This is a genomic window from Jezberella montanilacus (assembly GCF_003003055.1).
Lineage (GTDB): Bacteria > Pseudomonadota > Gammaproteobacteria > Burkholderiales > Burkholderiaceae_B > Zwartia > Zwartia montanilacus.
The window spans coordinates 18,262-38,003 of the sequence record NZ_PVTV01000016.1 but is presented as its reverse complement, the minus strand read 5'-3'; the positions used below and the strand labels follow the sequence as shown (position 1 = coordinate 38,003).

The 19,742-nt window shown below is 52.0% G+C and carries 17 protein-coding genes and 1 tRNA gene; 7 read left to right on the top strand and 11 right to left on the bottom strand.

What is annotated here, in order from left to right; all coding sequences use genetic code 11:
* Nucleotides 1–18: 18 nt before the first annotated feature.
* From mreD to BCM14_RS12305, 3 genes are all read right to left on the bottom strand, one after another.
* A complete protein-coding gene (gene mreD / locus BCM14_RS12315) occupies nt 19–525 on the bottom strand; it encodes a rod shape-determining protein MreD (protein WP_259673598.1) in 507 nt (168 codons plus the stop codon).
* 55 nt (nt 526–580) lie between these two features.
* Nucleotides 581–1,528 (bottom strand): rod shape-determining protein MreC, encoded by a 948-nt coding sequence (gene mreC / locus BCM14_RS12310; protein ID WP_106228344.1) that lies wholly within the window; start codon nt 1,526–1,528, stop codon nt 581–583.
* A 65-nt stretch (nt 1,529–1,593) separates the two neighbouring features.
* Nucleotides 1,594–2,637, bottom strand: a complete 1,044-nt coding sequence (locus BCM14_RS12305; protein ID WP_106228343.1) for a rod shape-determining protein — start codon at nt 2,635–2,637, stop codon at nt 1,594–1,596.
* A gap of 211 nt (nt 2,638–2,848) precedes the next feature.
* Here BCM14_RS12305 and gatC point away from each other — a divergent pair, with 211 nt between their 5' ends.
* Genes gatC through gatB form a run of 3 tightly spaced genes read left to right on the top strand, consistent with a single transcriptional unit; the run spans nt 2,849 to nt 6,155 of the window.
* The gene (gene gatC, locus BCM14_RS12300) at nt 2,849–3,157 is read left to right on the top strand and encodes an Asp-tRNA(Asn)/Glu-tRNA(Gln) amidotransferase subunit GatC (RefSeq protein WP_106228342.1); all 309 of its coding nucleotides are present in this window, start codon (nt 2,849–2,851) and stop codon (nt 3,155–3,157) included.
* A 2-nt stretch (nt 3,158–3,159) separates the two neighbouring features.
* Nucleotides 3,160–4,695: an Asp-tRNA(Asn)/Glu-tRNA(Gln) amidotransferase subunit GatA gene (gene gatA / locus BCM14_RS12295; protein WP_106228341.1), complete on the top strand. Its 1,536-nt coding sequence runs from the start codon at nt 3,160–3,162 to the stop codon at nt 4,693–4,695.
* A complete protein-coding gene (gene gatB / locus BCM14_RS12290) occupies nt 4,692–6,155 on the top strand; it encodes an Asp-tRNA(Asn)/Glu-tRNA(Gln) amidotransferase subunit GatB (protein ID WP_106228340.1) in 1,464 nt (487 codons plus the stop codon). The genes gatA and gatB overlap by 4 nt, the downstream gene beginning before the upstream one ends.
* A 33-nt stretch (nt 6,156–6,188) precedes the next feature.
* On the opposite strand, the gene pyrE is transcribed toward gatB, so the two are convergent.
* Nucleotides 6,189–6,866 carry an orotate phosphoribosyltransferase gene (gene pyrE, locus BCM14_RS12285; RefSeq protein ID WP_106228339.1) on the bottom strand — a complete coding sequence of 226 codons (678 nt, stop codon included), beginning with the start codon at nt 6,864–6,866 and terminating at the stop codon, nt 6,189–6,191.
* Between the two features lie 54 nt (nt 6,867–6,920).
* Here pyrE and BCM14_RS12280 point away from each other — a divergent pair, with 54 nt between their 5' ends.
* Nucleotides 6,921–7,715, top strand: a complete 795-nt coding sequence (locus BCM14_RS12280) for an exodeoxyribonuclease III (RefSeq protein ID WP_106228338.1) — start codon at nt 6,921–6,923, stop codon at nt 7,713–7,715.
* A gap of 2 nt (nt 7,716–7,717) precedes the next feature.
* On the opposite strand, the gene BCM14_RS12275 is transcribed toward BCM14_RS12280, so the two are convergent.
* Genes BCM14_RS12275 through metX form a run of 3 tightly spaced genes read right to left on the bottom strand, consistent with a single transcriptional unit; the run spans nt 7,718 to nt 10,768 of the window.
* Nucleotides 7,718–8,995, bottom strand: a complete 1,278-nt coding sequence (locus BCM14_RS12275; RefSeq protein ID WP_106228337.1) for a muropeptide transporter — start codon at nt 8,993–8,995, stop codon at nt 7,718–7,720.
* A 4-nt stretch (nt 8,996–8,999) separates the two neighbouring features.
* On the bottom strand, nt 9,000–9,608 hold the full coding sequence (metW, locus tag BCM14_RS12270; protein WP_375318487.1) for a methionine biosynthesis protein MetW: 609 nt from the start codon (nt 9,606–9,608) through the stop codon (nt 9,000–9,002).
* On the bottom strand, nt 9,608–10,768 hold the full coding sequence (gene metX, locus BCM14_RS12265; protein ID WP_106228335.1) for a homoserine O-succinyltransferase MetX: 1,161 nt from the start codon (nt 10,766–10,768) through the stop codon (nt 9,608–9,610). The genes metW and metX overlap by 1 nt, the downstream gene beginning before the upstream one ends.
* A 265-nt stretch (nt 10,769–11,033) precedes the next feature.
* Between metX and BCM14_RS12260 the strand changes: the two genes are divergently transcribed.
* Both BCM14_RS12260 and gshA read left to right on the top strand, forming a co-directional pair.
* Entirely contained in the window at nt 11,034–11,240 is a 207-nt protein-coding gene (locus BCM14_RS12260) for a helix-turn-helix domain-containing protein (protein ID WP_106228334.1), read from the top strand.
* 81 nt (nt 11,241–11,321) lie between these two features.
* The gene (gene gshA, locus BCM14_RS12255) at nt 11,322–12,896 is read left to right on the top strand and encodes a glutamate--cysteine ligase (protein ID WP_106228333.1); all 1,575 of its coding nucleotides are present in this window, start codon (nt 11,322–11,324) and stop codon (nt 12,894–12,896) included.
* A 2-nt stretch (nt 12,897–12,898) separates the two neighbouring features.
* Here gshA and BCM14_RS12250 read toward each other — a convergent pair.
* Nucleotides 12,899–12,973, bottom strand: a tRNA-Arg gene (locus BCM14_RS12250).
* Nucleotides 12,974–13,093: 120 nt separating this feature from the next.
* Here BCM14_RS12250 and BCM14_RS12245 point away from each other — a divergent pair.
* On the top strand, nt 13,094–13,645 hold the full coding sequence (locus tag BCM14_RS12245; protein ID WP_106228332.1) for a c-type cytochrome: 552 nt from the start codon (nt 13,094–13,096) through the stop codon (nt 13,643–13,645).
* Between the two features lie 27 nt (nt 13,646–13,672).
* On the opposite strand, the gene BCM14_RS12240 is transcribed toward BCM14_RS12245, so the two are convergent.
* From BCM14_RS12240 to BCM14_RS12230, 3 genes are all read right to left on the bottom strand, one after another.
* Nucleotides 13,673–15,193 carry a 3-hydroxyacyl-CoA dehydrogenase gene (locus tag BCM14_RS12240; protein ID WP_106228331.1) on the bottom strand — a complete coding sequence of 507 codons (1,521 nt, stop codon included), beginning with the start codon at nt 15,191–15,193 and terminating at the stop codon, nt 13,673–13,675.
* A 125-nt stretch (nt 15,194–15,318) separates the two neighbouring features.
* Nucleotides 15,319–17,373, bottom strand: a complete 2,055-nt coding sequence (locus BCM14_RS12235; protein WP_375318483.1) for a UvrD-helicase domain-containing protein — start codon at nt 17,371–17,373, stop codon at nt 15,319–15,321.
* Complete coding sequence (locus BCM14_RS12230) at nt 17,363–19,456, bottom strand: primosomal protein N' (RefSeq protein ID WP_106228330.1); 2,094 nt, start codon at nt 19,454–19,456, stop codon at nt 17,363–17,365. The genes BCM14_RS12235 and BCM14_RS12230 overlap by 11 nt, the downstream gene beginning before the upstream one ends.
* Nucleotides 19,457–19,742: the final 286 nt, after the last annotated feature.

Sequence of the window (19,742 nt, the reverse complement as noted above, 5' to 3'; positions counted from 1 at the left end):
ATCAAACAAGGCAGCACCTTAAACCGAGTTGACTTCGACGTCAGCCCGTCGGCGCTGAGGTATCAGCAACAACCAGCCCACAAAAGGCCAGCACAGCGCGGTAAACCCGGCGGATATTGCCCAGGACCATCCCGGCCAGGCACCTGCCAGCCAGGCGCAGACCATTATCCCTGCCATACTTGAAAGAACGAAAATGGGAAGCATGTGCAAACATTGCCCCCATAACTCAAAACGCAGTAGTCGACGATGCAGTGCTTCTGCACCATAGGCAATGAGCGTGTAGATCAATGCATGCTGACCAAAAGGGCCGGCATCGTGCACATCGATAAGCATGCCGAATATAAACGCGGTGGCCAAACCGATCCTGCCGGCTCCGTGGGTGCACCAAAAAGCAATGACGAGCAACAAGATATCTGGTGCGTAAGGCCAACTGCGCCAGGGCAGCATAGACAACAGCCATGCTAACCAGATGCTGCCCCACAAAAAAACCGCACTATTGAAGTGGTTGAGTGGGTCTGTGCGCACAATCTGTGGTCGGGGGACCGGTGGCCTGGTAGCCTTCGACCGCGTATTCGTCAGGTTATCGTGCTTTGGGCTTGGCACTGGGGCCCTCCGAACGATTGCTACCGGTCGCTGAAGATGGCGATCCAGCTGGACTTGTCATGGCGCCCGAGGCGATATCGTTACCCTCAATTGGCACAAGCAAGACCAAAAAGTGACGATAGCGTTCAGGATGCGATGCAGGTTGACCTTCAGCGCGGGCGAAACCTGAACTTGAATCGCGCTCAACTTTGTTAACGGTCGCCACAGATAAGCCGGGCGGAAACAAGCCCCCCACACCGCTCGTTACCATCACATCCCCTTCACGAATATCAGCATCGGAAGCGAAATAACGAACCTCTACCTTCCCGGGCGTACTCGATCCGAAAGCGATCAGTCGCAGGCCATTTCTTAGCAACTGCACAGGTATTGACACCACCTCGTCCGTTAATACGGCCGCTTCAGCGGTAAACGGGGTGACACGCACAATCTGCCCAACGACACCGCCCTCATCGATCACTGGCATGCCTGCTGCTACCCCTGCAGTGCTACCTTTGTTGAACACTAACCGATGGCTGAAGGCGTTAAATGGCTCGTAGAGAACCTCGACGACCATAGATGGTTGTTCTGCCAACTTGTCAAACACGCCCATCAATCTTTTCAGCTGACCGTTTTCAGTTGTCAACTGCGCAGCATGCGTAGCAAGTTGGGAGAGCTCAATTCTCTGTTTTTGCAGGGCTTCACTTTCGGATTTGGCCGACGCAGCGGCATCAAACCAGTCATCCACTATAACGATGGCTTGCCGAGGGAACATCACGACGCGCTGAAAAGGGTAAATCAACACCGCTACCGCTTGTCGCAAGGGGTTCAGTGTTCTCCAGTTTGCATCAATAATCAAAAACGCAAGCGCAACAACCACAAGCACGACTAGAGTGAACTCGCTGGGTAGCCCACGTCGAAACAACCTTAAATTGCTCTGTTGTTGCATAAGAGCTCAAAAATGCGTCGCCCTGCTAAAAGGTCGCCACACCCGTGGTTAAGACAGCAAAACGACTAGTCGTTAATAAAAATAGCACCTAACTTCTCGAGATGCTCAAGTGCGTCACCGCATCCGCGCACCACGCAGGTCAGAGGATCCTCAGCCACGATAACTGGCAAACCGGTCTCTTCTTGCAACAAGCGGTCAAGATCTCTGAGCAGGGCACCACCACCTGTCAGGGCGATACCCTTATCGGTGATGTCAGCGCCAAGTTCAGGTGGTGTGTTTTCAAGTGCAATCTTGACAGCTGAAACAATCTGGTTCAAAGGGTCAGTCAAAGATTCGAGGATTTCATTCGATGATACGGTAAAGCTACGCGGCACGCCTTCAGCCAGATTGCGACCTTTAACCTCGATCTCACGGACCTCAGCACCGGGGAAGGCAGAACCAATTTGCTTTTTAATCATCTCGGCTGTTGGCTCGCCGATCAGCATGCCGTAGTTACGACGGATGTAGTTGACGATTGCTTCATCAAACTTGTCACCACCGACACGGACGGATCCTTTATAGACCATCCCACCCAATGAAATGACTGCCACTTCGGTCGTGCCACCACCAATGTCAACAACCATCGATCCACTGGCATCAGACACATTAAGCCCTGCACCAATCGCGGCTGCCATGGGCTCTTCGATCAGATAAACCTGGCTTGCGCCTGCGCCAAGGGCGGACTCTCGAATGGCGCGACGCTCGACCTGGGTTGATCCGCAGGGCACACACACAATAATCCGAGGGCTTGGTGCCAGCATATTGCGCGGATGCACCATGCGGATAAATTGTTTGAGCATTTGCTCAGTGACGGTGAAATCAGCGATCACCCCGTCTTTCATCGGCCGAATCGCCTCGATGTTGCCAGGCACACGACCCAGCATCTGCTTGGCTTCGTGGCCCACTGCCTGGATAATTTTTTTGCCGCCAGGCCCGCCATCGTGCCGGATCGCAACGACTGAGGGCTCATCCAGTACGATGCCTTTGCCGCGAACATAAATCAGCGTGTTGGCTGTACCGAGATCGATCGCCATATCACTAGAGAAATAACTACGTAAAAATCCGAACATGTTTGCTCAGCCAATAAAAATAGCACTGGACTTGTGCACAAAGCACTTACCGCGGGGAATCCACCAGAATTCGAATCATAACGAACATCGGGCAAAATGCTGTAAATAGCCGCCTATCATAACTTATAATTCTCTCTCTTTGCGTGGTAATACACGGGATCAATCCCCTTTTACGCGCCCTCAACAGTCTCTTTTGACGGCATAGCTCCTCATGGCACTCACAGAACAAGAAGTGGTCAGAATCGCCCGACTCGCGCGCTTGCAACTCAGCACCGAGCAATTACAGACAGCGCGCGACGATTTAGATCAAATACTCGGTCTAATCCAAACCCTGCAATCGGTTGACACGCACGGCATAGAACCCCTGCCGCATCCACTTGCGATGGTCGCCGATCTGCCTCTGCGGCTTCGGGCTGACGAGGTGACTGAAATCTCTTCGATCGAACGTCGTGAGGCACTCATGGCTAATGCACCTGGCTCAAAACAAGGGCTTTTTCTGGTCCCCAAGGTCATTGACTAGCTATGACGACATCGTTGCATTCCTTTAAAAACCTTGCTGCACTGCAGCAGGCGTTGGCCAACAAATCAATCAGCGCAACTGAATTAGCCCAAGAATCACTTGCGAACATCAAAGCCCACTCGCACTTGAACGCGTTTTTGCACATTGATGATCAGCTAACGCTAACCCAAGCACGAATGGCTGATGACATGATTCGGGCCGGGACAGCGACCGCGCTTACCGGCATCCCAATCGCTCATAAAGACGTCTTTGTTACTCAGGGATGGCGCAGCACAGCCGGCAGCAAGATGCTCGCACAATACAAGAGCCCCTTTGATGCAACGGTCGTCGACAAGCTGCTCAAAGCTGGTTGTGTATCGCTTGGCAAACTCAATTGCGACGAGTTCGCCATGGGCTCGAGCAATGAGCATTCAGCGTTCGGGCCAACGTTAAATCCCTGGGATCACACGGCAGTGCCTGGCGGCTCATCCGGGGCCTCGGCCGCAGTCGTGGCAGCCAGACTAGTCCTGGCCTCGACCGGCACCGACACGGGCGGATCAGTTCGCCAGCCAGCAGCCCTATGCGGCGTGAGCGGCATTAAACCCACCTACGGTTGCGTCTCGCGTTACGGCATGATCGCTTATGGTTCGAGCCTGGATCAAGCAGGGCCGCTGGCAGCCAGTTCAAACGACTTAGTCGACATGCTTGACTGTATGAGCGGCTTTGACGAGCGCGATGCGACCAGCGCAGTCAGTTGCAGAGGTGAGCCCAATGCTAGCGGGCGCATTAAGGCGGACTATCGAAAAGCATCGAACGCTTTTGCTGCGAGCACTGTCAACCCTTTGCAAGGGCTGAGGATTGGTGTGCCGCGAGAATACTTCGGTGAAGGACTCGACAACGAGGTAGCCGCCCGCGTCGAAGCTGCAATCTGCCAATTCGAAGCGCTAGGGGCAACTCGTGTCAGCATTAGTCTGCCCAATACTCGTTTGTCGATCCCAGCCTACTACGTCCTTGCGCCCGCCGAGGCGTCAAGCAACCTGTCCCGCTACGATGGTGTGCGCTACGGCCATCGCAGCGAGTCATATACGGATCTTGCCGATATGACATCCAAGTCGCGAACTGAAGGTTTCGGAGCAGAAGTACAACGACGAATTCTGGTTGGCACCTATGTTTTATCTCACGGTTACTACGATGCATACTATCTGCAAGCACAGCGCTTACGCAGATTAATTGCACAGGATTTTCAAACTGCCTTGAAAACCCAGTGTGATGTCATCATGGGCCCGGTTGCCCCGACCGTGGCAAAACAGATTGGTGCAAACCAAGAAGATCCCACCGCAGATTGGTTGGCTGACATCTACACGCTGAGCGTCAACCTGGCGGGTCTGCCAGGCATGTCCATCCCTTGCGGCTTTGCGCCAGGGGCCTCAGGCAAGCCACTACCTGTGGGCCTCCAGATTATCGGGGACTACTTCGATGAGGGCCGACTACTGGCCATCGCACATCAATATCAACTGGTCACAGACTGGCATCAACGGTCGGCGGGGCATGCAGCATGACATGGGAAATCGTAATCGGTCTTGAGACCCACACCCAACTCTTGACTAACACCAAGATTTTTTCTGGCAGCAGCACACGCTTTGGCGCGCTGCCCAACACACAAGCCAATGAGGTTGACTTGGCTTTGCCTGGCTCCCTGCCCGTGATGAATCGCACGGCAGTCGATCGCGCGATCCGTTTCGGTTTAGCAGTCGGTGCGACGATTGCGCCCCGTTCAATTTTTGCTCGTAAAAACTACTTCTATCCCGATTTACCCAAAAACTACCAGATCACGCAATTTGAAATCCCGGTCGTGATCGGCGGGGCGATCAGCTTTTTTGTCGGCGACCAGGAAAAAACCATTAACTTAACGCGCGCTCATCTCGAAGAAGACGCCGGCAAGTCCTTGCATGACGACTTTGAAGGGCCACATGGCGAGCTCTCAACAGGCATCGACTTAAACCGCGCTGGCACACCCTTGCTGGAGATCGTCTCAGAGCCAGAAATGCGCTCTGCAGCCGAAGCGGTTGCGTACGCGAAAACGCTGCACAGTCTCGTGACGTGGCTTGGTATTTGCGATGGCAATATGCAAGAAGGATCATTTCGCATTGACGCCAATGTGTCGGTAAGACCGGTTGGCGAAAAAGAATTCGGTACGCGCTGCGAAGTCAAAAACGTCAACTCATTTAAGTTTCTTGAGCGAGCAATCCAATATGAAGTTCGTCGTCAAATCGAACTCATTGAGGATGGTGGCAAAGTCGTGCAGGAGACTCGCCTGTATGACTCGGACAAGGATGAAACTCGAAGCATGCGCAGCAAAGAGGATGCACACGACTATCGGTACTTCCCTGATCCTGATCTTCCGCCGTTGATCGTTGAACAGGCTTGGGTGGCTGAGATCAAAGCCAGCATGCCTGAGCTTCCAACTGCTCTGCGTCAGCGGTTTACTGATGAATACGGCTTACCCGCTATTGAGGCGGCTCAGCTTTGTTCAAGTCGGGAACTGGCTGAATATTTTGAAAAAGTGGTTTATACCCTGCCTGCCGGCCAGGCAAAAATCGCTGCTAACTGGTTGATGGGAGAGGTCTCGGCCACGTTAAATCGCGAAGAGAAAGATATTTCAGCCTGCCCAGTTTCAGCCGAGGTTTTGGGCTCCTTGCTTGCCCGCATTATCGATGGCAAGATCTCTAACAAGATCGCAAGAGAAGTATTTGCCGCACTCTGGGCGGGCGAGTTCAACGGAAACGTCGATGCCATCATTGAAGCAAAAGGCTTAACTCAGATTAACGACTCAGGTGCAATCAGCGCCATCATCGATGCGGTGATGACAGAAAACGCCAGCATCGTCGCTGAGTACCGCTCCGGCAAGCAAAAAGCCTTTAATTCACTTGTTGGTCAGGTAATGAAAGCGGCAAAAGGCAAAGCGAACCCTCAACAAGTCAACGATTTGTTGAAGAGCAAACTTGAAAGTGATTCGTGACAGGTGCTAGCGCACGGTTGACTAATAGTTGGATCAAGCTTTGATGCCGTAACGATCACGGTAAGTGGTGACCGCGTCCTGGTATTGAGCAAAATCGTGACGTTCTCGCAATAAGGCCATGATGTCATCGAGCGAAGCAATACTGATGACCGGTAAACCGTACAGATTTTGCACTTCTTGCACCGCTGAGTGAGGCGACAAGGCACCCTCTGCGCCCGCGCGTTCCATGCGATCCATCGCAATCAAAACGGCAGCAGGCTCAGCCCCGGCAGCACGAATAATATCAACTGATTCGCGCACCGAGGTACCAGCGGTAATGACATCGTCAATAATCACGACCTTACCTTGCAAGGGAGCGCCAACCAGCACACCGCCTTCGCCATGATCTTTTACCTCTTTACGATTGTAGGCAAAAGGTACATCACGGCCGCTCATGGCTGGATGGCTGGCCAGCGCGACAGCTGTCGCAGTTGCCAACGGGATCCCCTTGTAGGCTGGCCCAAACATCATGTCAAACGATACCCCTGCATTGATCAGCGCTTGCGCATAAAATTGTGCGAGGCGACCCACTGATCTGCCACGATTAAAGAGACCAGCGTTAAAAAAATAGGGGCTCGTCCGCCCGGATTTCGTCACAAAGCTACCAAACCGCAAGACACCCTCGTCGAGGGCAAACTGCACAAAGGCACGACGATCTGATCCGCTGGACATATGATTTCCGACTATAAATAGATTTGTAATTATGACATCCCACGGAGCACCAACTTGCTGCGCATCACCTCACTGAACTTAAACGGCATCCGCTCGGCCTTTAAAAAAGGCCTTGTGGACTGGTTGCCGCGCAATGGTGCCGATATCTTGTGCCTGCAAGAACTAAAAGCGCATCTGGCAGACATCGATGAGCCTCTGCAACATCCGCTCGACTACACCGGTCACTTCTGCGCAGCCGAAAAAAAAGGCTATAGCGGAGTAGGGATTTATTTGCGGGCGGCAGCGGAAAAGGTCACCACTGGGATTGACTGTGAAGAGTTTGATGCGGAAGGTCGCATCATCCGAGCAGATTGGGGTAACTTGAGTGTAGTGAGCGCATACTTACCCTCTGGCTCAAGTGGTCCCGACAGACAGGAGGCCAAATTCAGATTCTTAGCTAAATTCGGACCTTGGTTAAAAGGCTTGATGACTGAACACCAAAAAACTGGTCGAGAATTTGTTGTGTGTGGGGACTGGAACATCGCCCATAAAGAGATTGATCTGAAAAACTGGAAGTCCAATCAGAAAAATTCTGGTTTTACGCCTGAAGAGCGAGCGTGGCTAACGCATATTTTTGAGGATATGGGCTTTGTCGATGTGTTTCGACTGGTGGATCAAAGACCGGATCAATACACCTGGTGGAGTGCTCGTGGGCAAGCCTGGGCAAAAAATGTGGGGTGGCGTATTGACTATCAAATTGCCACGCCAGGCATCGCTGCGACTGCCAAAGCAGTCAATATCTACAAGGACGAAAGGTTTTCAGACCACGCCCCGCTGACGATTGATTACAACTTTGTTCTTAAACCCTAAGGCTATGACTTGGCGACGTTTTGGCCCATGTCGATCTTATCGATATCGCGACGACGCCAATACAACAACAGCAGACCCGGCAGCGCAATCACCACGGTAAAGAGAAAGAAATGCGGCCATCCTGCATATTCGACAATGGGTGGCGTGAGCGGCCCAGCCAAATAAGTGCGACCGACAGCCGACAGAGCTGACAGCAAAGCAAACTGCGTTGCCGAAAACTCACGTTTGCACAAGCCCATCAGCAGGGCGACAAAAGCTGCAGTGCCCATGCCCCCGCACAGATTTTCAATCCCGATACCAGCCGCCATTAGCCATACCTGATGGGGTCCGACAGAAATCACCCAAAAGCCCAAGTTCGACACGGCCTGCAATAAACCAAAGAGAAATAGCGATCGATAGAGCCCCAACCGGGCCATGAGCGAACCACCCGCAAGGGCTCCAAGGATCGTTGCGGCCAAACCTAAAAGTTTATTGACCGTACCAACTTCAGTTGCGGTGTAGCCTGCTTCTCTTAATAAAAAAGTCGTGGATAGCGCGCCGGCAAACGCGTCGCCAAGTTTGTACAAAACTATCAACGTTAAAACGGTGATTGCCTCAGGACGACTAAAAAATTCTTTTAGTGGTTCGATCACTGCATCGGCAAGAGAAATGGGGGGCTTTGAGATTACGTCAGGTTCTGGCGCTAGGAAAGTTCCAAACGATGCAATGAACATGATGAGGCCCATACAGACGTACATCCCTCCCCACCCCAGCCAGTTGTCCGCGAGGATAAGCGCGAGTCCCCCAGAGACCAGCATCGCCAGTCGATAGCCTAGTACGGATAGGGCCGCCCCCGCGCCTCGTTCATTTTTGTGCAACACATCGCTGCGGTAAGCGTCAATGGCAATATCCTGGGTAGCCGAGCAGAACGCCACAAAAACTGCCAAAGCCGCTAAGCCGGATAAATTATTTTGCGGCTCAAGCGTACCCATCGCCATCAAAGCCAGTGCCAGCGTCCACTGCATAGCGAGCATCCAGCCACGACGACGGCCAAGCCAAGGGGCGGCGAAGCGATCGACCAAGGGCGACCAGAGAAACTTTAGCGTGTACGCCGTGCCCACCAAGGTGAGCAGACCGATATCCTGCAATGACACATTTTGCTGTGTCGCCCAGGCTTGCAAGGTCCCACCTGTTAGTGCGAGTGGCAATCCACTGGCAAAACCAACCAGCAACAAGGGCGCTACCCGTCGGCTGAAATACACCCGATTGTCCGAGGGGCGTTTGCTGCCGGTTGAATCCATCGCCTCAAGTCCCGGCAGTGATGTGATAGACCGCCAGCGTACTGCGCCAACCCGCAAGAAACTTTACCTCTCGCTCTTCTTTAAACGTCGACCGGGCAATGATAGTAAAGCCGAGCTTGGCTGCTAGCCGTTCGAAATCTTTCAATGTGCAAAGGTGGATATTAGGCGTGTCGTACCAGTCATAAGGCATCTGGCCTGTGACTGGCATGCGCCCGCCAAGAATAGACCAGCCGTGGGGCCAGTAACCAAAATTAGGGAAAGAAACAATCCCGCGACGAGCCACTCGCATCATCTCACGCAAAATATGCTCGGTGTTGTGCATCGACTGCAAAGTCTGAGACAGCACGACCGTATCAAATTGCTGATCATCGAACATGGCCAGGCCATCTTCAAGGTTTTGCTGAACCACATGCACACCGCGCTTGACACATGCCAGGACACTTTGGTCATTGATTTCAACGCCAACCGCTTTGACACCTTTTTGTTCTTGCAAATATGAAAGTAGCGTGCCATCGCCACAGCCTAAATCCAGCACCCGAGTCGACGCCTCGATCAAAGCGGAAATCTTCAGTAAATCACTGCGCAAGTTAACGGAGAGATTGGCAGTCGTCATCATGCCTCCCTGTTCAGTGACTGGTTGATCCGATCAAAATACGCCTGAACGACTTGATGATAGCGAGCGTCGTCCAACAAAAACGCGTCATGTCCGTGCGGCGCATCGATCTCTGCATATGTTGCAGTTTGATCGTTTTGCAACAAAGCTTTAACGATCTCGCGCGATCGCGCAGGCGGAAATCGCCAGTCTGTTGTGAACGATACCAACAAAAAATCCGCTGTCGCGGTTGACAACGCGCGGGCCAAGTCGCCGCCTGTCTTGCGTGCTGGATCAAAATAATCCAACGCTCGCGTAATCAATAAATACGTGTTGGCATCGAAGTAACGAGAAAACTTCTCACCCTGATAACGCAAATAGGACTCAACCTCAAACTCGACGCCATAGCCGTAGTGAAATTCCCCATCCGGGGCTGGTTCGCGCTGAGTACGCCCGAACTTCTCTGCCATGTCATCATCTGTCAAATAAGTGATGTGTCCAATCATGCGAGCGACAGACAGGCCATGGCGCGGCACCGTCTGATGGGCATAATAATCACCGCCATGAAACTCCGGGTCAGTGATGATTGCTCGTCTCGCCACCTCGTTAAAGCCGATGTTCTGGGCAGAAAGACGAGGTGTGCTGGCAATCACGACGCAATGAGCGACTCGCTCTGGACAAGTGATTGCCCAACTCAAGGCTTGCATCCCTCCAAGCGACCCGCCCATCACCGCAGCAAAACGCTTAATCCCCATACGATCTGCTACGCGCGCTTGAGCCGCGACCCAGTCTTCAACCGTCACAACCGGGAAAGCGGCCCCCCAGGGGGTGCCGGTCTCAACCCGGACGGAAGCGGGCCCCGTTGACCCAAAGCAAGAGCCTAAATTGTTGATGCCGATGACAAAAAAATGATTAGTGTCGACAGGTTTGCCTGGCCCAACCATGTTGTCCCACCAGCCAATATCGTCGGGGTTTTCCGCCGAAATGCCTGCGACATGATGAGAGGCATTCAGCGCATGGCAAATCAACACTGCGTTACTGGCATCGGCATTGAGGGAGCCGTAAGTCTCAACGGCGAGTGTGTAGGCGTTAATCGTTTGACCACTCGCGAGAAGCAGTGGCTCGTCAAACTGAAAAAATTGTGTGTTGACCACACCGACCGAATCGGACGAATTAATCATCGATAACTCTTTAGCTGGATTTATGTGGCGCCCGCAAGCGGATCAGGCAAATCGGCGCGTATATTCAAATAATTTTAGCATTGAGCTTTACCGTGCGCAGCTAATGACTGGTTCCAATTACAACGCCTAACAAATGTGACGTTGTTAGAAACAAATAACAGGGATTTTGCGCATTCTCAAGGAGCGCGATTATGGTCACACTAGGCAAGTTTCCGCCTTGGCCTGCAACGTACGTCCACTGTATTTAAATAGGAGCATCTCTCGCATGACTACTCAACAACTTTCTGATCGAGAGCGACAATGTCTCCAGTGGATAGCAAAAGGTAAAACAAGTTGGGAGACAGCCGCCATCCTGCAAGTGAGTGAAAGGACCGTGAATTTTCATGTGGGCAATGCCTGTCGCAAACTAAATGTATACAAACGGCAGGCTGGCGTGTCGCTGGCGATACAGCAAGGCCTGCTCGACTCGTAATACAAGCGTGATATCGGGCTATTACTATCGACTTTGGTATATCACTTAAAATGAACTGGATTATTCAAGAAAGGATTGTCTGTGAGTGTCACTTTGTCCCAACGCCTGGAGATTCTCAGGCAAAAGCCCGATATGCTTGGCAAATCCCTCAGAGGGATTGAAAAGGAGGGTCTTCGCGTCAATTCCGAAGGTCGACTCTCGACGCGGGCGCATCCGAAATCACTCGGCTCTGCACTCACACACCCTCGAATAACAACCGATTACTCCGAAGCGTTACTTGAACTGATCTCTGGCACGCACACTCGTATCGATGATTTGCTCGCCGAAATGGCCGAACTTCAAACCGTCATTGCCTGCTCGCTGAACGATGAAATGATGTGGAACCACTCCATGCCTGCCCACCTACCGGCCGAGATTGACATCCCGATCGCTTGGTATGGCACGTCTAATACCGGCATGCTCAAACATGTATACCGGCGAGGGTTGGCTGAGCGCTATGGCAAAACCATGCAGTGCATCGCTGGCCTGCACTACAACTTCTCTTTCGATGAGCAGTTTTGGCAAATCATTGATGTTCCTGGCATTTCTGCCCAAGACAAGCGATCTGCCGGTTATATGGCCTTAATCAGAAACTTCACGCGCTACAGTTGGCTGCTGATGTACTTGTTTGGTGCATCGCCTGCCGTCTCGAAAGATTTCCTTCGCGGTCGTGATAAGGGCCTGGACCAGCTGGATGCGGATACGCTTTTTTTACCCTACGCCACCAGCTTGCGAATGAGCGACTTAGGCTATCAAAACAAGGCTCAAGCCACACTCAAGCCGTGCTACAACGATCTCAACAGCTTTCTGCTGAGCATGCATAAGGCGGTTACCACTCCGTGGCCCCCATATAACGAGATCGGTACTCATCGCAATGGCGAATGGATACAGCTCAACACGAATGTGTTGCAGATTGAAAATGAGTTTTATTCGAGCATTCGGCCCAAGCGCGCAACTGGCCCATGCGAGCGACCAATAACGGCTTTAGCCGACAGAGGTATCCAATATGTCGAAATTCGCTGCTTGGATATCGACTACAAAGAGGCCACTGGCATCTCAAGCGATACCGCTCACTTTGTGGATGCCTTTATCTTATTTTGCGCGACACAGGATAGTCCTTACTTTGGCGATGATGGTTTTTGCGCTGAAAGCGCTGACAACTTTGCCAAAACAGTCAAATACGGCCGACAGCCCGGGTTGATACTTAAACGCGATGGCGCGGATATCAGCCTGAAGGATTGGGCGAACCACTTGCTGAGTCAAATCGGGGAGTGCGCCAACTTGTTTGGGGATTGCCTCGCGGATCCCTCTTATGTAAAAGCGATCTCCTCACAACAGCAAAAAGTAGCCGACCCCGAGTCAACGCCATCTGCGCAATTGCTTAGCAGTTTGCAACAGAAAGAAATGTCTTTTCATGATTTTGTGGTTGATCTGAGCAAGCAACAGGCAGCCGTGCTTCAGGCGAAAGGCTTGACCTTTGAACAAGGAAAACAAGCCGACGCACAAGCGATGGAATCGATTCTTACGCAAGAGAGGATCGAAAACGCTGACTCAGAGACGTTTGACGACTACGTCAAACAATTTCACGAGGCACTCAAAGCACCGACTTTCGCTTAAGGTGGTGCGTCCGACAGGAATCGAACCTGTATCAAGAGCTTCGGAAACTCTCATTCTATCCATTGAACTACGGGCGCTACGCACAACATTATAGCTGTTTGATCTGTCAACCCATTGAGCTTTGCCCTTTAGGCGACATATCCCGCTATAATCGCCACCGCACCGTCAAACCTTTCTGAGACTCGCAGGATTTGGTCATGAGCAACAGCCAAGAACATCACGAAACACACACTGAAGAGCACGGCTCTTTGATCAAGACTCCCAAGCAGCTAATTACTGCTGTGGTTTTGGCCTTTATTCTCCCGCTTATTATTATTTTGTTGCTGGTCAACTTTGTCACCTCTGCTGATAAAACCGCCGCTGGCTCAGCCTCACTGGGTGAAGAAGCTGTAAATCACCGGATCGCACCAGTTGCAATGCTTGATCTGGTGGATGCTACCGGCCCGAAAGTATTCAAGACTGGTGAGCAAGTCTACAAGGCTGTCTGTTCAAGCTGTCACGTCGCTGGCTTGGCCGGGGCTCCAAAAACAGGTGACAAAGCCGCTTGGGCACCTCGCATTGCCACTGGCGTGGTAATGCTTACCGCTAACGCTATCAAAGGCAAGGGTGCTATGCCTGCCAAAGGCGGCAACCCAGCCCTGGATGATTATGAAATCGCTCGTGCGGTGGTTTTCATGGCCAATGGCTCTGGTGCTGACTTTAAAGAGCCAGAAGCGCCTGCGGTACCCGCAGACGCTGCCAAAAAATAAACAGCAAGCGCAGTTGAAATCCAGTGTCTAACTGGATTTCTGCAACAAAGACATCCCGAGTTGCACACGACGTTGCAACCAAAGGCTAGGACGGTAACGGGGATCTCCTGTTACCGCCTGGATGTTTTTGAGAATCTCCATAATATTCGCAGCTCCAAGCGAATCACCCAGAGATAAAGGGCCTTGCGGGTAACCCAAGCCCAGCTTCACGGCATTATCAATATCTGCAGGGGTAGCAATATCCTGTTGCGCGATGTCACAAGCGATATTGACAATCATCGCGACAATTCGCTGAGCAACAAACCCGGGCGAATCATCAATGACGCTGACCCGTATAGCATCCGACGCCAGCAGAGCATGAGCGCGAGTTACCCAGTCTTTGCCGGTTGCTGGTGAAACCATCACTGTGCGACGACGGGTCTGTTCAAAACCATTGAACGTATCTAATCCGACGGTGCGCACGGGATCCAGACCCTGTTCAACAATGGCAGTTGAAACATCCTGTCCGTATGGCGTGACAATAATCAAAGCATCCCCATCGGGCTGTAGGCCCGTCTGCAGCTTTGCGCCCAAGGTCTTGAGCAGTTCGGTCGCTCGCGTGCTTCCTATGCCATGAACAGGGCTCACCCACACTTTGACTGGTTGATCCAGAACAGGGGGGGCTGCTTCTGGCTCTGTCTGTTTGAAACCATCGACATATTCGTAATAACCACGCTGCGTCTTACGTCCTAACAGACCACCCGCCACCCGAACCGTTGTAATCGGTGATGGCTTAAAGCGAGGCTCATCGAAAAACTGTCGATAGATAGACTCCATGACTGGGTGGGACACGTCAAGTCCAGTCAAATCCATCAGTTCGAACGGCCCCATTTTGAGGCCCACTTGCTCTCGCATAATAGCGTCGACTGTTTCGAAGTTCGTGACGGACTCTTGCACCACCTTCAACCCCTCGGGACCAAGACCTCGCCCGGCGTGATTGACAATAAAGCCCGGCATATCTTTGCACCGCACTGGCGTATGGCCCATGGTGTGCGCAAGATCCATCAAAACATCACCAACCGCGGGATCACTGCGCAAACCGTCAATCACCTCAACTACTTTCATCAAGGGGACCGGATTGAAGAAGTGATAGCCCACGACACGAGCTGGGTGAGCACAAACTGACGCAATGGCGGTCACTGACAAAGAAGAGGTGTTAGAAGCCAGAATACAATCCGGACGCACAACAGCTTCAAGTTCGCGAAAGAACTGCTGCTTAATATCGAGGCGTTCGACAATCGCCTCAATCACCAGGTCGCAATCAGCCAGCTCTGATAACGAAACGGCAGAAATCAAATTAGTCTGCGCCGCCTGAGCTTTTTCGGGGCTGATCTTGCCTTTGCTGGCTAAGGTATCCCAGGTTTTAGCTAACGCTTCGCGTGCAGAGGCGACAACGGCGGGTTGTGTATCGAATAAACGCACTTGAAATCCAGCCTGAGCTGCAATTTGAGCGATACCTCGACCCATTGCACCGGCGCCCGCGACACCAATGATTTGAATTTGCTTCATTTAATTAGTCCCTTGTCTTTAATGACTAAACTCGGTTTTTGAATTTTTTTTTACTTAGAGCTTGAGTATACCGAGGCCAGCTAGGCGATGTTCTGACTGATCGTAAGGGTAGGCCCGAAGGCCTACTATTTTTTATTGAGTAAAGACTTGAGCATATCCAGTCGAGCTCGTGGATTCAAGCTCTCAGTAGCCGCTTGATTGAGGGCCGTGGGGTCCGATAGTCCCATTTCTGCAATAAAGCGCGATGGATCTCGGCTAACATCTTCACGTGCCCGCCTTCGCTTTTTACACCAGCTCAAGTGCAAACTTCGCTGTGCTCGCGTGATGCCAACGTACATGAGACGGCGCTCCTCCTGGACTCGCTCAACTAAGATATCCGCGGCGCGCGCAGCGTCTACATCTTCATCCTCACGGCCCATGTGCGGCAGCAGCCCTTCCTCAACACCAAGCAGGTAAACGTGCGGATACTCCAGGCCTTTAGACGCATGTAGCGTAGATAATTTCACCGCATCCGGGTCTTTATCGTCGCTTCGTTCAAGCATTGTGATCAGGGCAACATGCTGCACAAGATCGAACAAACTCATGTGATCTTCCTCTGATTTCCTTTTTAACCAGTTAATCAGTTCGAGTACATTTTGCCAACGAGACTGCGCAGGCTTTTCGTCGAAGTTATCGTATAGATAACGCTCGTAGTCAATGGTTTGGATAAGGTCGTCCAGCAACACATCAGCAGCTTCGACTGGCCTGACTGCTTGCCCGACAGTAAGCTTGCCCGCCCGATATTGAATCCGATTGATGAACTCACCGAACGTGCGCAGCGGTTCGAGCTGTCGCTGATTGAGCTTAGCTTCAAGCCCTATCTCAAAAGAAGCCTCAAAAAGAGAGATACCGCGCATCCCCGCATATTGTCCAAGCGTTTGTAAGGTTGCCTGACCAATCCCGCGCTTGGGCGTCGTGGCAGCCCGGATAAAGGCCGGATCGTCGGCATCGTTCGCAATCAGACGCAGATAAGACAAAATATCTCTAACTTCTGCCTTGTCAAAAAAACTCTGACCGCCTGAGACTGTGTAGGGGATGCGCAGATTACGCATGGCTTGTTCAACAACGCGAGCCTGATGATTGCCGCGATAAAGGATAGCAAAGTCTCTCCACTCGGCCTGTTTCTCGAAACGAGCGGCAGAAACTTTCATTGCAACGCTCTCCGCCTCTGTCTGCTCGTCATCCATCCCGACGACGCTGATGGCCTCACCTGTGCCGTGCTCGGACCAGAGTTTCTTTTCGAATAATTTTGGATTATGGGAAATCACCTGATTCGCTGCAGCCAGAATTCTTTGACTAGATCGATAGTTTTGCTCAAGCTTGATTACCCGAATCGCTGGATAATCTTTAGTTAGGTTGGCAAGGTTCTCGATGGTTGCGCCTCGCCAGGCATAGATAGCCTGATCATCGTCACCCACTGCGGTGAACATGGCGCGAGGCCCAGTTAGCCATTGCACCAGTCGATATTGGCACACGTTGGTGTCTTGATACTCATCGACCAGAAGATATCTGACACGTGCTTGCCATTTTTCACGTACCTCTGGATTGAGTGAAAAGATTTGAGCGGGTAGCGCGATGAGATCATCAAAGTCAACCGCCTGATAGGCCGATAAGGTTGCGTTGTAACTACGATAGACACGCGCTGCTTCTAGCTCATTTGGGGTTGCCGCAAGCTTGGCCGCTTCGTCCGGGTCAGTTAAACCGTTCTTCCAGAGCGATATCGTTTGTTGCACGCCGCGTATACGACCTTTATCGGTCGTTGCGAGCAGATCCTGAACAATCGCCAGGGCATCGTCAGAGTCCAGAATCGAGAATTGTTGCTTTAGTCCCGCATGCGCGGCTTCTTCTCGCAAGATCCGCACGCCCAACGAATGAAAAGTACTGATTGTCACCCCCTTGGTTACTGCTGGATCCATCATGGATTTAACACGCTCGTCCATTTCACGAGCTGCCTTGTTCGTAAACGTCAGCGCCACAATGCCACGAGCCTGATAGCCACAATCACGAATCAGATAGCCTATTTTTTGTGTGATGACACGAGTCTTGCCAGATCCCGCACCAGCGAGCACCAAAGTCGGACCGTCAAGGTAGAGCACAGCTTCTCGCTGAGCGGCATTCAAATGCGAGAGGTCAGATTTCAAGCGGATCAACCTCGAGTTGCCAATGCACCTTGCGCGCCTCAGGCAGCGTTGAAAGATGCGGTAAGAAGTGTTTTAGTAAAGCCTGAAGGGATGGGCGGTGCGTTCCTTCTATGAGTAATTGTGCTCTGCACACGTTATCCACTCGGACGATGCGCAACGGGACCGGATCATAGAGTGTGATGCGGTTGTCACCAAAATTTTCTTGTGTCCAATCCACAGCCGTTTGCCTTGATGCTTCTAAGAATGCGATTGCTAGGTTCAGATCGTCTGCTTCTGCACTTAACAGCGCCTGATGAGAGAACGGTGGCAAGAGGGCAGCCTTGCGTTCGCGCATGGTGAAGCGGGCAAAGCCGGCATAGTCGTGCTTGATTAGCGCTTGGTACACAGGTTGATCGGGATAGCCTGTTTGAATAATGACTTCCCCATGCCCAGTGTGCCTTCCAGCTCTACCAGACACTTGCATTAGCTGAGCGAAAAGGCGCTCTGGCGCCCTGAAATCTTGAGAAAACAGCATTGCATCCGCATTCAATACTCCCACCAAGCCCAGGTTGGCGAAATCATGTCCTTTTGCAACCATTTGGGTGCCAACCAGAATATCGACCTCGCCTGCGTGCACGCTATCGAAGAGCGCTTGCGCGCTACCTTTTTTTCGGGTGCTATCGGCATCGATACGGACTACGCGCGCTGGCGAAAATAATTGAGATAGGTGTTCCTCAATCCGCTGGGTACCTCTGCCCATTGGTTGCATATCTTGGTCGCCACAGTCGGGGCATGAGGAGGGCACACGCTGCTGAAGGCCGCAATGATGGCAGTGCAACTGGTGACGCCCGGCAGCAGCGCGATGCAAAACCGTGAAGGTCGTACAGCGACTACATTTGCTTACCCAGCCGCATGAATTGCAATGTAGCGCTGGTGCATACCCGCGGCGGTTGAGAAAAATAAGCACTTGCTCGCCATTTTCCAAGCGATCCCTCATCGCTTGGATCAAATGGGGTGAAAGGCCGTGATCCATTTTCAGCCTGCGCGTATCGACTAGCCGAACGGTCGGCAACGTAACTGCCCGCGCACGCTCTGTAAGATCCAGTCTCTGGTAATGTTTTTGCTCTGCATGAGCCCAGGATTCTAACGAGGGTGTGGCCGACCCCAGCACGACGGGAATATTCAAATCACTTCCACGCCAGACAGCAAGATCCCTTGCTGAATAACGCAGACCGTCCTGCTGTTTATAGGATGAATCATGTTCTTCGTCGACCACAATCAAACCAAGGTCACTGATTGGAGCAAAGATGGCTAATCGCGTACCTAAGACAACTCTCGCCTCTCCCCGCTGCACCCGGAGCCAGGCATTAAGGCGTTCACCATCGGATAAGGCACTGTGAAGAACTGCCACGCCATTTGGACCAGCCACTGGCTCGAGCCGCTGCCTGAGAGATTGCTCGAACTGCGGGGTCAAATTGATTTCAGGTACAAGCAAGAGCACCCTGAGTCCTCGCTTGAGAATGTCCGCCGCCGCATGCAGGTAAACCTCGGTTTTCCCGCTTCCCGTCACGCCAAAAAGAAGAAAGCACTTAAAACTAGTTGCAGCCGTGACTGCCTCCAGAGCTGACTGTTGCTCCTTGTTTAAGATCGGTGCCGTCGACACGACGCTGTCCACGCGTTTCAGTGTTTTTCGGGCGTCTAGCCTCGCCACTGGACCACCGCTGGAGCGCTTACCGTGGTAGGCGGCAATGCGCCGCAACGGGGCAGGCAACGCCGGTAACACGACTTCACCCAACGGTCTTTGATAGTAATCCGCGGCAAACTCTGCAAATCTTAGCCAGTCCAAGCTTAATGGCTCTGTGTCCTCCAGGACTTGTTCGATTGGCTTGATTAACTTGACGTCGTATCCTGGTTGCTCTGGGTTGGCGATCACGATTCCGATGAGCTTGCGGCGGCCAAAACTGACGATCACGCGTGTTCCAACTGGTACGGCACTTGTCCACCGATAATCAAACGGCCCCGTAAGTGGGATGTCTAAAATGACACGAATCCAATGCGGCGTCGCAGTATTTTTCAAGGAGGCTTCGGGTTCAATTTCGGCCATGAAGTTAATGTGATTTCTCGGAGTGAGTGCTAAATACTAACGTGGCTTAAAATTCGGAGGGTTAAAACCTAGCCTGTGGATAACTTTGGGGACAAATGTGACTTTTGTCTGGTTTCACATCGTGTCAAGAGATTAGTGTCACTGTCATTAATATGAAATTAATAATATTAGTTATTTATTTCAATAGGTTATCGTGATTTTCTATCAATTAACTTATCCAACATAGGGATTTCCCTAAAAGAGGACTATTTGTGAACAACTTACTAGTCGGATGCACCAAATTGCT